Origin of the sequence: Pseudonocardia sp. P1 (assembly GCF_000178675.2) — a bacterium.
Classification (GTDB): domain Bacteria; phylum Actinomycetota; class Actinomycetes; order Mycobacteriales; family Pseudonocardiaceae; genus Pseudonocardia.
On the sequence record NZ_ADUJ02000002.1, the window covers coordinates 130,175 to 143,967 of the forward strand.

The 13,793-nt window shown below is 67.7% G+C and carries 14 protein-coding genes; 11 read left to right on the forward strand and 3 right to left on the reverse strand.

Translation table 11 applies throughout. The annotated features are described in order from the left end of the window. The first annotated feature begins 31 nt into the window (after positions 1-31). Genes PP1_RS30050 through PP1_RS30080 form a run of 7 tightly spaced genes read left to right on the forward strand, consistent with a single transcriptional unit; the run spans position 32 to position 4,811 of the window. A complete protein-coding gene (locus PP1_RS30050) occupies positions 32-1,234 on the forward strand; it encodes an acyl-CoA dehydrogenase family protein (RefSeq protein WP_010230762.1) in 1,203 nt (400 codons plus the stop codon). Next, complete coding sequence (locus PP1_RS30055; protein ID WP_029239572.1) at positions 1,231-2,340, forward strand: acyl-CoA dehydrogenase family protein; 1,110 nt, start codon at positions 1,231-1,233, stop codon at positions 2,338-2,340. Before PP1_RS30050 ends, PP1_RS30055 begins: the two co-directional genes overlap by 4 nt. Continuing rightward, complete coding sequence (locus tag PP1_RS30060) at positions 2,337-3,092, forward strand: SDR family NAD(P)-dependent oxidoreductase (protein WP_010230766.1); 756 nt, start codon at positions 2,337-2,339, stop codon at positions 3,090-3,092. Before PP1_RS30055 ends, PP1_RS30060 begins: the two co-directional genes overlap by 4 nt. A gap of 29 nt (positions 3,093-3,121) precedes the next feature. After that, complete coding sequence (locus PP1_RS30065) at positions 3,122-3,571, forward strand: limonene-1,2-epoxide hydrolase family protein (protein WP_010230768.1); 450 nt, start codon at positions 3,122-3,124, stop codon at positions 3,569-3,571. Positions 3,572-3,596: 25 nt separating this feature from the next. Further along, complete coding sequence (locus PP1_RS30070; RefSeq protein WP_033199605.1) at positions 3,597-4,067, forward strand: hypothetical protein; 471 nt, start codon at positions 3,597-3,599, stop codon at positions 4,065-4,067. Positions 4,068-4,126: 59 nt separating this feature from the next. Then, positions 4,127-4,489 carry a MaoC family dehydratase gene (locus PP1_RS30075; protein WP_202796381.1) on the forward strand — a complete coding sequence of 121 codons (363 nt, stop codon included), beginning with the start codon at positions 4,127-4,129 and terminating at the stop codon, positions 4,487-4,489. Further along, the gene (locus PP1_RS30080; RefSeq protein WP_139324209.1) at positions 4,437-4,811 is read left to right on the forward strand and encodes a hypothetical protein; all 375 of its coding nucleotides are present in this window, start codon (positions 4,437-4,439) and stop codon (positions 4,809-4,811) included. The genes PP1_RS30075 and PP1_RS30080 overlap by 53 nt, the downstream gene beginning before the upstream one ends. A 67-nt stretch (positions 4,812-4,878) precedes the next feature. On the opposite strand, the gene PP1_RS30085 is transcribed toward PP1_RS30080, so the two are convergent. Together PP1_RS30085 and PP1_RS30090 are read right to left on the reverse strand one after the other, a co-directional pair. Continuing rightward, on the reverse strand, positions 4,879-6,399 hold the full coding sequence (locus tag PP1_RS30085; RefSeq protein ID WP_010230775.1) for a class I adenylate-forming enzyme family protein: 1,521 nt from the start codon (positions 6,397-6,399) through the stop codon (positions 4,879-4,881). A 22-nt stretch (positions 6,400-6,421) separates the two neighbouring features. Beyond that, positions 6,422-7,588 carry an acyl-CoA dehydrogenase family protein gene (locus tag PP1_RS30090; protein WP_010230776.1) on the reverse strand — a complete coding sequence of 389 codons (1,167 nt, stop codon included), beginning with the start codon at positions 7,586-7,588 and terminating at the stop codon, positions 6,422-6,424. Between the two features lie 92 nt (positions 7,589-7,680). Between PP1_RS30090 and PP1_RS30095 the strand changes: the two genes are divergently transcribed. Both PP1_RS30095 and PP1_RS30100 read left to right on the forward strand, forming a co-directional pair. Then, a complete protein-coding gene (locus PP1_RS30095) occupies positions 7,681-8,289 on the forward strand; it encodes a TetR/AcrR family transcriptional regulator (protein WP_139324208.1) in 609 nt (202 codons plus the stop codon). Positions 8,290-8,370: 81 nt separating this feature from the next. Next, positions 8,371-10,143 carry a sigma-54-dependent Fis family transcriptional regulator gene (locus PP1_RS30100; RefSeq protein ID WP_010230779.1) on the forward strand — a complete coding sequence of 591 codons (1,773 nt, stop codon included), beginning with the start codon at positions 8,371-8,373 and terminating at the stop codon, positions 10,141-10,143. A gap of 48 nt (positions 10,144-10,191) precedes the next feature. Here the strand turns inward: PP1_RS30100 and PP1_RS30105 are convergent, their stop codons facing one another. Next, complete coding sequence (locus tag PP1_RS30105; protein ID WP_202796382.1) at positions 10,192-11,559, reverse strand: MFS transporter; 1,368 nt, start codon at positions 11,557-11,559, stop codon at positions 10,192-10,194. 52 nt (positions 11,560-11,611) lie between these two features. On the opposite strand from PP1_RS30105, the gene PP1_RS30110 reads away from it, so the two are divergent. Together PP1_RS30110 and PP1_RS30115 are read left to right on the forward strand one after the other, a co-directional pair. After that, the gene (locus tag PP1_RS30110; RefSeq protein WP_202796383.1) at positions 11,612-12,562 is read left to right on the forward strand and encodes an enoyl-CoA hydratase/isomerase family protein; all 951 of its coding nucleotides are present in this window, start codon (positions 11,612-11,614) and stop codon (positions 12,560-12,562) included. Between the two features lie 18 nt (positions 12,563-12,580). Beyond that, positions 12,581-13,759: an acyl-CoA dehydrogenase family protein gene (locus PP1_RS30115; protein WP_010230786.1), complete on the forward strand. Its 1,179-nt coding sequence runs from the start codon at positions 12,581-12,583 to the stop codon at positions 13,757-13,759. Positions 13,760-13,793 lie beyond the last annotated feature (34 nt).

Consider the following 13,793-nt stretch of genomic DNA (forward strand, 5'->3'; position numbering starts at 1 on the left):
CCGTCCGGACCCGTGACCAGAGAGGCGACGCGTGACCAGCACGAATACCGGCGGGATCGACGCCGAGAGCCTGTCCGTCCGCGTGTCGGACTTTCTTGGCGAGCACGATCCCGGTACGAGCGACCGGCTCGAGTTCCTGCGGGCGAGATTCGACGCGGGACTCGCGTGGCTGCACTACCCGGAGGGACTCGGTGGTCTGGGCGTGGATCCCGGGCTTCAGCCGGGCGTCGACCGTGCGTTCGCCGCTGCCGGCGCCCCGGACAACAAGCCGCACACCAACATCATCGGCCTGGGAATGGCAGCGCCGAGTCTTCTCCGCTTCGGAACGCTCGAGCAGCAGCGTCGCTGGCTCCGCCCGCTCTGGACGGGCGAGGACATCTGGTGTCAGTTGTTCAGTGAGCCGGGGGCCGGCTCCGACCTGGCCAATGTCGCCACGAGCGCCCGGCGGGACGGTGACGACTGGGTCGTCAACGGTCAGAAGGTATGGACCTCGCTTGCCCACGACGCGAGCTGGGCGATTCTGGTGGCCCGCACCGACCCCACGCAGCCGAAGCATCGTGGCCTGACGTTCTTCGTGTGCGACATGAGCGCTCGGGGTGTGGACGTGCGACCCCTGCGCCAGATCACCGGGGAGAGCGAGTTCAACGAGGTCTATCTCGACGACGTCCGTATTCCTGACACACAGCGACTCGGGGAGATCGGGCAGGGCTGGGCGGTCACCCAGAACACACTCATGAACGAGCGTGTTGCGATCGGAGCCGGGACCATCCCCCGGGAGAGCGGGGCGATCGGCGAGCTCGCCAAGGTGTGGCGGGAGCGTCCGGAACTTCGCACCTCGGGGCTGCACGACCAGGTTCTGCGCTTCTGGGTCGAGGCCGAGGCCGGTCGGCTGACGGCCGAGCGGCTCGGTCAGCAACAGGCTGCTGGGCTGCCGGGACCGGAAGGCTCGGGAGCCAAGCTCACCTATGCGCGGCTCAACCAGCAGGTCTCCGCCCTGGAACTCGACCTGCTCGGCGACGAGGCGCTGCGCTACACGGACTACTCGGCCCGTCGTCCGGTGATCGTCACCCACGCAGAGAGCCCCGCCGGCTGGCGCTACCTGCGTGCCAAGGGCAACTCGATCGAAGGTGGCACCTCGGAGATCATGCGCAACATCATCGCCGAGCGTGTGCTCGGTCTCCCGGCGGAGGCTCGTGCCGACAAGGACGTGGCCTGGAAGGACCTTCCCCGATGAGCACACCTGTGACCGGTGATCTGCTGTACTCCGAGATCGAGGACGACCTGCGTGCGACCGTCCGCTCGGTGCTGGACAAGCGCAGCGCATGGAGCGACGTGCTGGAGCGCACCGAGTCCGACACCCCTGTCGATCGGGAGCTCTGGTTGGCGCTGGGGACCGACGTGGGCTGTTCCTCGCTCGCGATCCCGGAGAGATTCGGCGGCGCGGGCGCGAGCTGGCGCGAGTCCGCCGTCGTGTCCGAGGAGCTCGGTCGTGCAGTCGCGCCGGTGCCGTTCCTCGGGACCGCGGTCGCGGGAGCCCTCCTGCTGGAGCTCGGTGAGGAGGAGCTCCTTCCGCAGATCGCCTCGGGAGAGCTGGGGGCTGCTGTGGCGGTCCCGTTCGGCGCCACTGCGGGGGTTTCCGGGGTTCCGGTCACGGTCGACGGGCGGACGCTGTACGGCTCGGTCCGAGGGGTTGCCGACGCCCTCGTCGCCGATGTCCTGCTCGTGCCCGTCGGGGATGCGCTCTATGCCGTCGGGTCCGAGAGCGAGGGACTCGTCCGTACTCCGGTGGTCTCGCTCGACATGACGCGCCCACTGGTGGACCTGTCCTTCGACGGCGTCTCCGCCCGGCCTGTCGCCCGGGGGCCGAACGTGCCTGCTGCGGTCGACGCGGCCCTGCGCATCGGCGCCGTGCTGCTCGCGTCGGAGCAGCTCGGAGTCGCGGAGCGGTGCCTGGACATGACGGTGGAGTACCTCGGAGTCCGCAGCCAGTTCGCCCGCGTCCTGGGCTCGTACCAGGCTCTGAAGCACCGGCTCGCCGACCTCTGGGTGCTGATCACCCAGGCACGGGCCGTCGCGCGATACGCCGCGGAGTGCGCCGCGGTGGGCTCACCGGACCTCCCGGTCGCGGCCGCGCTCGCACAGGCACATTGCTCGGTGGTGGTCCAGCAGGCGGCCGAGGAGTGCGTGCAGCTACACGGCGGGATTGGCTTCACCTGGGAGCATCCCGCACATCTGTACCTCAAGCGCGCCAAGAGCAGCGCGATCGCCTTCGGCACTCCGGAGCGTCATAGGGCCGTGCTGGCCGATCTGATCGATCTTCCGGGAGGTGGACCGGCATGAGCGATCTGACCGGAGTCAACGCGGTCGTCACTGGTGGCAATAACGGCATCGGTCGGGCCATGGCGGTCGGTATGGCGAAAGCTGGAGCCAACATCGCCGTGTGGGCGCGTAACGCCGAGCGCAGCGCGGATGCCGTCGACGAGATCTCCTCCCTGGGGGTCAAGGCGATGGCGGTGAGCTGTGACGTGACCGACGAGTCGGCCGTCGCCGCAGCGATGGACCGGACCGTCGGTGAGCTCGGCCCCCTCGGCTGCTTCGTGGCCAACGCGGGTATCGCTGAGGCCGCACCCATCACGGACATGAGCTTGGAGACATGGCACCGGGTGCTGCGCACGAATCTCGACGGCGGCTTCTTGTGTACCCGTGAGGCCGCTCGACGATTCGTCGAGCAGGGGGCCGGCGGCTCGATCGTCGTCCTGTCCTCGACCATCAGCCGGTACGGGGGAGCAGGTCAGGCCGCCTATGCCGCGAGCAAGACGGGTCTGCTCGGCCTCGGCCGCACCCTGGCGGTGGAGCTCGCGCGGCACAGGGTGCGGTGCAACATCCTCATCCCGGGCTGGACCCGTACAGGCATGAACACCGATCTTCAGGAGAACGAGAAGTTCATGGCCGTCACCACAGGCCGTACCCCGGCGCGGCGGTGGGCGGATCCGGAGGAGTTCCACGAGGTCGCGGCCTTCCTCGCGGATCCGGCCCTCACCTTCCACACCGGCAACGAGGTCGTGGTCGACGGGGGCTACACCGTTTTCTGAGCCTGTCATGACGACGAAGGAGTCATCCCATGACCGAGATGTCGACCCGGCCGACCTGGGCGGACACGACGACGGCGGCTGCGCGGCCCGAGGGAGCGGACGAGGAACTCGTCCTCGCGTTCTTCGCCGAGCTGCCCCACGGTGACCCGGCTCGTCTCGAGCGCTACCTGGCGCCCGAGGCGATGTACCAGAACATGCCACTGCCTCCGGCTCACGGCCGCGATGCGGTGCTCCAGACGCTCACCGCACTGTTCCAGGTGATGTCCATGGACCACATCGACACCCTCCACCTCGCGTCCCGGGACGGGTACGTGTTCACCGAGCGGGTGGACGTGCTGACGGCGCTTCCGACAGGTAAGTCGTTCGCATTGCCCGTGACCGGCGTGACCCGGGTGGTGGGCGGACTGATCACGGAGTGGCGTGACTACTTCGACCTGCGTGAGTTCGAGGAAGCCGTCGGCCTGCCGCTTCGCGGATGAACGACGCAGTACCGAGAGAGGAACGATGACGACGACAACCTCTGGGCCCATCACGTTGGAGGACCTGCGTGCGGCGCTCGACGGCCGCGATCTGCCGGGTGCCGAGCTGACCGTCGAACCCTACGAGAGCGCGCTGGCCGACTACGCCCTGCTTGCACCGGCCGAAGACAGCGATCACGCACACCCCCTCTGGCTGCTTGTGATCGCGTTGCGGGGTATGGGTATCACCGTCGACGAGCTCTGCGACCGCGCAGGCAAGCGGGAGCACGACACACTGCTGTTCGGTAACTGCGGCCTCGCCCAGCATCGCCCGCTGCGGGCCGGTCATCGGGTGCGGACCACCGCATCGGTCGGCCCGGTGTCGCGCAAGGAGTCGCGCGGCGGAGGCTACCTGGACTTCGTCACGGTCACCGTGGTGGTGCACGACCTGACCGAACCCGGTGACGGGCCTGTCGGCACCGTGACCGAAGGTTTCATCTTCAAGCGAGGTGCCTGATGCCCGTGACCGCACTGCCTGCTGTGGGGGACGCAGTCCCTGCTCTCCGGGTGGAGAGCGTGGAGGCGGACAAGATCAAGATCATGGCGCTTGTCCTGAGGGACCCGAACCCGATCCACTTCGACCTCGACGCTGTTCGCTCCGCCGGGCTGGGCGATCGTGAGGTGAACCAGGGCGGGGTCACGATGGCCTATGTCATCAACATGCTGGCTGCCTGGACCGGTTCGCGCGCGGCGGTGCGAAACGTCGACTGTCGGTTCTCCGCGAACGTGTTCGCCGGTGATGCCGTCGACGTCGGAGGCACTGTCACCGCGGTCCGAGAGGCCGACGGCCGGCATCTGGTGGACTGCGAAGTATGGGCTGATCGGGGTGACGGAACCCGGGCCGTCGGCGGCACGGCAACGGTCGAGTTCGGGCGCTGAGGAGGGGGAAGAGATGTTCGTTCGCGTGGTGACCGGCGCAGTGACGGTCGAGGAGACGGACGACCTCACGCGGCTGTCGGTGGTGAGCGATCTCGCCACTGCGGCCGTGGACGGGGAGTTAAGACGGTCCGGCCTCGGAACGATGGACGGTGACACGGACGCCGCTCTCGACCTCGAGGTACTGCGGGAGCGGGCACGAGGTACCGCCACCGCCACCGACTGGGACGCCGGCTGGAAGAAGATGATCGACTACGCCACCGGAGCGGGGTGGGTCTCGCAGACCGGAAAGACGGTCCGGGCGCATCTCGAACAGGAGCGCTGAACCTACTCATCCGGTGTCGACAGACAGGGCCCCCGCCGGTGCATCCGGCGGGGGCCCTGTCTGTCGCTCAATCCCGGAAGCGGACCTTGAGGGCCGGCTTGTCGATCTTGTTGGTGCCGGTCCGTGGGATCGTGTCGACGATCTCTATCCGTCGTGGACGCTGCAGACCGCGCAGGTCGGGCTGTGTCTGGCAGTACTCTGCGATGTCCTCCGCAGTCACGTCGGGACGTGTCGGGACGATGATCGCGGTCACCTGCTCGACGAAGCGCTCGTGCGGCGTGCCGATCACGGCAACCTCGGCGACCATGGGGCACGCGAGGAGATGCCCTTCGACCATCTGCGGATAGATGTTCTCCCCACCGCTGATGATCATGTCATCGGCTCGCTCGACGTAGTAGAGGAAGCCGTCGGGCGCCTCACGGACAAGGTCGGTGGTCCGGAACCACCCGTCTCGGAACTTGGTGTCGTTCGTCTCGGGTAGCTGCCAGTAACCCGGCGTCACCGCGTCGCCACGCACCCACAGCTCGCCGGGTAGGTCGGCACCGGCGGGAAGTGGTTCGTCGGCGCCGACGGGTACGACCTGCCACTGGAGGATCTGTTCGAGCGGCCTGCCCAGCGACCCGGTACGGCGATCCTGCTCTGTCCGCTCGGTGATGGCCAGCCCGCTCTGTTCGGTCTGCCCGTAGATGTTGACCGGGACGACGCCGGTCAACGCGGAGAACTGCTTGAGCCGCGACTCCGGCATCGCCGAGCCACCAACCATGCAGACTCGAACGGACTCGAAGTCGCGTGCCTGCTCCTTCAGCAGACTGACGATGTCGATCATCATCGCCGGCACGATCGCCAGGACTGTCGGCCGCGAGGTGAGGACCTCGTTCACGTACTCCGCGGCGTTCCAGCGTCGCAACGTGACCTGGCCGCCGGCGAGCAGCAGCGGAAGCGTGATCAGCTGCAGGCCCCCGACATGGAACAGAGGCGTGCAGACCAGCGCGCTGTCGCTCGATCCCAGATCGAAGACGTCGATGACGGCCTCGCACTCGGCCGTGGTGTTGCGGTGTGTCTGCCGGACCCCCTTGGGTCGACCGGTCGAGCCACTGGTGTACATCAGCAGCGCATCGTCGCCGTCGAGCCGGGGCACCGTGTGTCGCAGCGGCTCCCCGGCAGTGGCCTCGCCGAAGGAGACGGTGGCGCCATCTGCTGGGGTCAGCGTGATGATGCCGCGCACCAACGGAGTGTCGGCGAGCACCTCCTGGAGCCGGGGGACGTCGGCGCCCAGTGCGATGATCCACCGAGCGCCCGAGTCCACCGCGGCGTGGCGCAGAGGGCTCGGGGCGAACATGTAGTTGAACGGAACCGCGACGCCGCCGGCCCGCCAGATCCCGAGCAGAGCCGGAATCCACTCGGGCTCGTTGTGCAGGTAGATCCCGACACGATCACCGGGCTGCAGCCCTGCTCGATGCAGGTATCCCGCGAACCGGGCAGCGGTGTCGATGAGATCCCGGTACTGCAGTTCCTGTCCGCCACTGCGAACCGCCACGTGATCGCCACGTTGCCGGGCGATACGCTCGATCGAGGTGAGGACGTTCATCGTCGAACCCTCCCGTGTCGGGTCAGTAGGAACGGGGGAGACCGAACGACTCGGCCAGATTGTTGCGCGCCATTTCATTGCTGATCGGGGCGATCCGGAACTGTCGCAGATCGCGCCAGAACCGCTGTGCATGGGTCTCGCTGGAGATCCCCATGCCGCCCAGGATCTGGATTCCACGGTCGGCTGCCGATACGGCGAGCTCGGAGGTGACCACCTTGACCATGTTCGCCTCCTGGTGGCAGCGCATGCCTGATGCCTCGCGCCACGCAGCGTCGAAGACCATCAACTCGGCCTGCTTCTGTCCGAGCGCGGTGTCGGCGATGTAGTGCTGGATGATCTGATGGCCGCCGATCACCCGGCCGAACGTCATCCGGTTCTTCGCGTACTCGACGGACTCCTCGAGGATTCCGTCCAGCATGCCCAGCGCCAGTGCGCCGCTCATGATCCGTTCGTTGTTCAGCGAGGCGAGAAGGACGCGAAAGCCCTGGTGCTCGGTGCCCAACAGCTGCGAGTCGGGGACGAACACATCGTCGAGGAACACCTCGCAGGAGCCCATCGCCCGCATCCCGAGTTTGGGGATGTAGCGCATCTCGATGCCGGGGGAGTCCGTCGGCACGAGCAGGAGGGTCGTCGGAGCTCGCTTACCGGGCGCCTCGGGGTCGCCGCTGCGGGCGAGAATCAGAAGGTAGGTGGCCTCCTTGGCGCCGGTCGACCACATCTTCTGGCCCTTGACCACCCAGCCGCCGTCGACCTTCTTCGCCCGAGTGGTCATCGCTCCGAGCAGGTCGGTGCCGCCACCGGGCTCGGTGACCGCGATCGAGAACCGAATATCACCGGCGGCGAGCCGCGGGAGGTACTCGCGCTTCTGCTCCTCGGTCCCGCCGTGGGTCACGGCCTTGGCGCCGGCGAAGGAGGGGATGCCCCACACCCAGGACAGACCACCCAGGCTGCGTGCGAGTTCGCGGGCCAGAACGGCCGTGTCGACGGCGTTGCCGCCCTGGCCACCGTATTCCTCGTCGATCCCCATCGCGTGAAAGCCGGCTTCGGCCATCGCGTCCCACAGCTCGTAGGGGTAGTCGTACTCACGCTTCTCGAGCTCCAGCGCGCGCTCGGGCGGGAAGTTCTTGTCCACCCACGACCGCACGCTGTCACGGAACGCGCGACGATCCTCGTCCAGGTCCAGCAGCATGCGAGGGACGCTAGGTCGCCGCCCCAGATCCCGGTTGTCGCGTAACGCGACAACTTCTGGTCACGGCGGGTTCTGCCGTTACCGTGACCGTCGTGGCAAGCCCGAGCACCGACGCGGCCGGCGTCGAGAACCGCCGGATCAGGCTGGATCCGGACGACCGGCGAGAGCAGATCCTCGAAGCCGCGCAACGGCTGTTCGCGGAGCGGCCCTACTCGGGGGTGTCCACGACCGACCTTGCACGGGCGGCGGGGACGACTCGCACCAACTTGAACTACTACTTCGGCACCAAGCGTGGGCTCTACCTGGACGTGCTACGGCGCTTCGGGCACCTTCCCGAGCTGCCGCCCCAACGCCGTGCAACGGGCCCGGACGAACTCCGGCGGGTGCTCGGGCGCTGGCTCGACGTCCTCGAACAGAATCCGCAGACGATCATGACCATGATCGGGACCGTCGCGCCGGGCTCCGACCCCGAGGTCGAGGCTGTCTTCCGGTCCGGCATGCGTGCCTGGGAGGACCGGATCGTCGCAGTCCTCGATTTGGCCGACGACCCGGTGACCAGGGCGAAGATCCGGAGCTATCAGGGTCTGGTGTCTGCTGCTGTCGCCGAATGGCTCACTGTCGGTTCTCTGACGAAACCGCAGGTCCACGACCTCCTGGTGCGAACGGTACTGACCATCGCCGACCAGCCCCCCGCTTCTTGACAGCTTGTCAGTAGCTGGCATCATCCTCGGTGTCGCCTTCACGTCGGTCCACCGCCGGGCCGGGGCGGATCGGAGGACCTCATGGACGAGTGGGCCCGCGCCATGCATGCCGCGCGCGACGTGCTCGGGGCGAATCCTGCACGGATGCCGGAGACCGCGGGCCCGGTGCGCGCGGTCGTCTACGAGTCCTGGAAGCGATCGCGCGTCCAGGGCCTTCGACCCGATGACGTGGCGCCTGGGTATTACCCTGAGGTGGACCTCGACTCGTATCTCACGCGCGCAGTTGCTCCGATCGTGGAGAAGCGGCGTGCAGCGCTGGAACAGGCAGAGTGCGCGTTGTCGCTCACGGACAACGAGGGTCGCCTGTTGCATCGCTGGGTTCCGGACCCGGCTTTCGCTGCGCGGCTCGACACTCTCAACGTCGCTCCGCGCTTCTCGGTCGCGGAGTCCCACGTCGGTACGACGAGTGCGATCACGCTGCTGAGCGGGCGCCCGATCCTGGTGCGTGGCCCGGAGCACTTCGCCGAGGCGTTCCACGACCTGAGCTGCGCGGGCGCACCAATCGTCCACCCGATCACACGACGTGTGGTCGGGAGCATCGATCTCACCTGCCGGCTCGGCGACACGACCCCGTTCGTCCTGTCCTGGGTCATGGAGATCGCTGCTGACATCCAGGACAGCCTGCGGCACGCGGCCTCGGGGCGCGAACGCCTACTGCTCGACTCCTACCTGACGCACAACCGCGACACCAGGCATCCGCTGGTCACGCTCGACCAGCACACGATCATCACCAACGCGGCTGCTGCCCGGCTCATCGGTGGCGTCGATCAGGCGATGCTCTGGGAACATGCGGCCAAGGTCCTGGGCGACCAGATCGCCCGGCCCTGCCCGGTCACGCTCACTGACGGCACCCGTGTCTCGGTCGAGACCCATCCGGTCAACGACGGTCCTGACGTCATCGGGGCGGTCCTCAAGCTGAAGGCCGAAACGACACGTCCCGCGGGCCGGTCCGCCACGGAGGCGTTCCCCCGCCTGCCCGGTCTCGTCGGTTCCAGTCCTCGATGGGCCGCGCTGTGCCGGCGAGCCGCCGCGATCGGCTCTGCCGAGCGGGTCCTGCTGGTGGGGGAGCAGGGCAGCGGTCGGTTGGCGGTCGCCGCGTCGCTGGCCGAGGCCGGGCCTTTGCGCGTCGCTGATGCGACAGAGCTGGGGACTCGCGGGGTCGACGCCTGGCTGGCCGACGTGGAGACCGAGCTCGACGGGCCGGAGGAGACGCTGGTGCTCCGGCACATCGACCGTCTCGATCCCGACGTCGCACACGCCACATTGCGTGCGCTCGAACGTCGGCCCGGTTCACGGCGGGTCTTCGCGACTTCCGAAGCGGGCCCTCTCGCGTTCGGCGCGCGGAATCCGTTGATCGACGCCTTCAGCGAGGTCCTTGACGTTCCGCCCTTGCGGGACCGGCTGGAGGACCTGGCCGTCTTGCTCGCCGCGCTGACGAAGCGGGTGGTGGGCGACGGCGAGACGGTGCGCTGGATGCCGGAGGCGGTACAAGCCCTCAGCCGCCTGGAGTGGGCGGGCAACGTGGCGTCGCTCGAGACCTTGGTCCGGACGTTGGTGGTGCGCAACCGCGGCGGTTATGTGGGTGCCGCCGATCTCCCCGCGGACGTCGTCGCGCGCGCCGCTCGCCGGCCGCTCGCGATGTTGGAGCAGGCGGAGGCTCGGACGATCATGAAGGCGCTGCGGGACTCCGGGGGGAACAAGCACCGGGCCGCCGAGTCGCTCGGTATCGCTCGCTCCACCCTCTACCGGAAGGTGCGGGCGCTCGGGCTGGATCTCTCGACCGCTGCGTTCTGACTGGCGTGACCGGTCGGCCCCCGGCGCGGTGGGCCGACCGGCCACGGTTCACCTTCGATCGACGCGGTAGTGCTCGCGGGTCGACACGATGGCGAGGAGCGTGAGCAGCGCGGCGACGGCTACGAAGCCGGCGACCGCATTGATGGTCCCGGTCCAGGCCAGGAGAGATGCGGCGATCAGCGGCGAGAACCCGCCACCGACCACGGCGCCGAGCTGGTAGCCCACCGACGCTCCCGAGTAGCGCACCCCGGTCGCGAACATCTCGGTGAAGAAGGCGGCCATGGGCCCGTAGAGCGCCCCGAGAACGACACCCGCGATGAGGGCACCCGAGAGCATGGTGGGGACCGTGGCCGATTCCATCAGCCAGAAGAACGGGAAGGCCGACACGAGGGTCGCGACCGCGGCCGGGACCAGAACCCGTTTGCGTCCGATCCGATCGGACAGGCCGGCGAACATCGGGATCGTCAGCACGGTGGCTCCGCTGGAGATCAGTACGATCGTCAGGATCGTGGACCGGTCCACGCCGAGCGTTCCGACGTAGGACACCATGAAGACGATAAGGATGTAGTAGTAGACCTGGATCACCAGGATCATGCCGCCAGCCTGCAGGATCTGCATCGGATGCGTGCGTAGCGCCTCGACCAGCGGTGAGCGGGACCTGGCGGGTCCGGATGCAGTCGCCGTCTGCTTCTCGGTCGGTCGACCTGCGCCCGAGCCTTCGTTCAGCCTCCGGAAGTCCGGAGTGTCCTCGATCCGTAGCTGGATCCAGAGTCCCAGTGCGATGACGATGACGCTGAGAAGGAACGGAACGCGCCATCCCCACGAGGCGAAGTCGTCGGCGGGCAGTGCGGCGATCAGCACGAGAAAGGTGATGTTTGACAGGATGACGGCGAGCGAGGGGCCCATCTGAGCGAAGCTGCCGTAGAACCCCCGACGGTGGGCGGGCGCGTTCTCGGTGACGAGCAACATCGCTCCGCCATACTGCCCGCCGATCGCCAGTCCCTGGACGCACCTCAGGACGACGAGAAGGATCGGAGCCGCGATTCCGATCGTTGCATACGTGGGGAGCAGCCCGATCAAAGTTGTCGCGGCACCCATCATCAGCATGGCGATGACCAGCAGCTTCTTTCGCCCGACCCGGTCGCCGTAATGGCCGAACACGATTCCTCCGACGGGGCGGAACAGGAATCCGACGCCGAACGTCGCGAACGAGGCGAGCAGCCCGACCACCGGCGACGCGGTCGGGAAGAACACCGTGTTGAACACGAGTGCCGCGGCCGTGCCGTAGATGTAGAAGTCGTACCACTCGAGGGTGCTCGCGGTCAGCGCCGCTCCCGCGACTCTCCGCAGGGTGCGTTCAGGGGGAGCGTCTGTCTCCGCTCCATGTCTGCTCTCGATGCCGTCCACCACGGTCACCACGCTTTCCGGTCGCATGACCTGCGCAGATCCGGCTCCATCGCCGAATCGGGTGACGGCGACGCTAGAGAGTCCGCTAAGAGCACGGTTGTCGCGAAACGGGACGTTCCGGGCTGACGTCAGGGAGGTGGTGCGGATTGCGACATCCACGAGCGCGACGGCGTGCATAGCGTCCTCGACGGGCGTCGACCTCCCGGTCGCGTCGCGGACGATCGAGGGAGCCGACCGCGTGGGCGCAGACGGAGAGGTGACGTATGTCGTCGACGATGCCCTGGCGGTGCTGACGCTCGATCGACCCGAGGCAGACAATGCCCTCACTCTCGGGATGCTCCGCGACCTCGCGGAGGGGATCGCGGCGGCGGTTCGAGAAGAGGTCGTCCAGGCGATCGTGATCGTAGGAGCAGGCGAGCGTGCATTCTGTGCCGGAGGCGACCTGGGCGAGCTCCTTCCTCGGCTGACGGACGGTGAACTCGGGAACCTCGTACCCGGTCCCGACATGCGGTTCATGTCCGATGTGGACAAACCCGTGATCGCGGCAGCCAACGGTGCCTGCGTCGCGGCAGGCCTGGAGCTGCTGCTCGGAACAGACATCAGGGTCGCTGCCGATCACGCCGTGTTCGGGCTCCACGAAGTCCGGTGGGGCCTGGTGCCCGGCGGTGGCAGCCACGCCCGGATGCCACGGCAGGTTCCCAGGACCTTCGCCATGAAGCTGCTGCTCACCGGTGATCATGTACCGGCACAGCGGGCGTTCGAGGCCGGTCTCATCGACGAGGCGATCCCGGGAGCCGACGTGTTCGAGCGGGCGCTCACGATCGGCCGGCGGATCGCCGAGAACGCACCGTTCGCGGCGCGCACCACCAGAGAGGTCGCCGTTCGCGCACTCAACGACGAGCCACGATTCGTCCCGGAGCATGTGCTGAACCCTCGGGGCATGTCGTCCGACGCCCGAGAAGGACCGCGCACTTCCCTGAGGAAGCGTCCTCTCGAGTTCCACGGCCGCTGAACGGACGGAAGGAGAATCGTGCCGACCGAGATTCCGCCCACGGTCCATCCCGATCATGCCGAGCTCGTCGGGTCGGTCCACGAAGCGGTGCAGGGGGTGATCGCCGCATGCCCGCGCTCTCTCTATCTGGAGCGCGCTCGCAACAAGCAGCACATCCCGGAACTCTGGGATGCCATGGTCGCCGCCGATCTGCTCGCGATCGGGGTCCCGGAGGAGCTCGGGGGCGCGGGGGGCGGCCTGACCGGATGTACTGCTGTCATGGAGGCGCTCGCACGCGCGGGAGTGCCGCCGCTGCAGTACTCACTCACGACGTTCTCCCGCGAAGCCATCCTGCGCAGCGGATCAACTGCGCAGATCGACCAGCACGTCGTCCCTACCGTGGAAGGTCGGCGCCGGTTCTGTCTCGGCGTCACCGAACCGGACTCGGGCACCAATTCGTTCGCGTCGAGTACCGTAGCCAGAAAATGCGAGGACGGGTATCGCATCGACGGCCAGAAAGTGTTCATCTCGGCCGCCGACGAATCCGACCACATCCTCCTGCTGGCCCGGACAGCCACACCCGGAGCGCCGGTCGGCAGACGAACCGGATTCGGTCTCTTCGCGGTCGAGATGACGCTACCGGGTGTGTCGTTGCGCCGGCTGGACATCGAGTGGCACGCCCCGGAATACCAGTTCGAGGTGTTCCTCGACGATGTGGTCGTGCCCGAGAGCGCACTGATCGGCACCGACGGCCTCGGTTTCGACCATCTGCTCGCCTGCCTCAACCAGGAACGAGTCACCATCGCCGCGTGGGCGCTCGGACTCGGCGACTACGCCTTGACAAAGGCCGTGGACTATGCGCGGGTCAGAGCACCTTTCGGGAGGCCTATCGGCTCGCATCAAGCCGTGGCCCATCCGCTGGCTCTGGCGAAGGCAGAAATGGAGGCCGCTCGGCAGGTCATGTACTCCGCGGCGGCCGAGTACGACTCGGGACGCGATGCGGGGACCAAGGCGAACATGGCCAAGTTGCTCGCGAGCCGGGCCGCGCTCGGTGCCGTCGAGGCCGCCATCCAGACCCACGGCGGCTCGGCGTTCGTCTACGAGACCGACGTGATCACGCTGTGGCCGATGATCCGTGTCCTTCAGATCGCCCCGCTGAACAACGAGAGCGTGCTCAACCACATCGCCGAGAGAGTCCTCGGACTACCCCGGTCCTGACATGGACATGAACGACAACAACGGAGAACTGCGA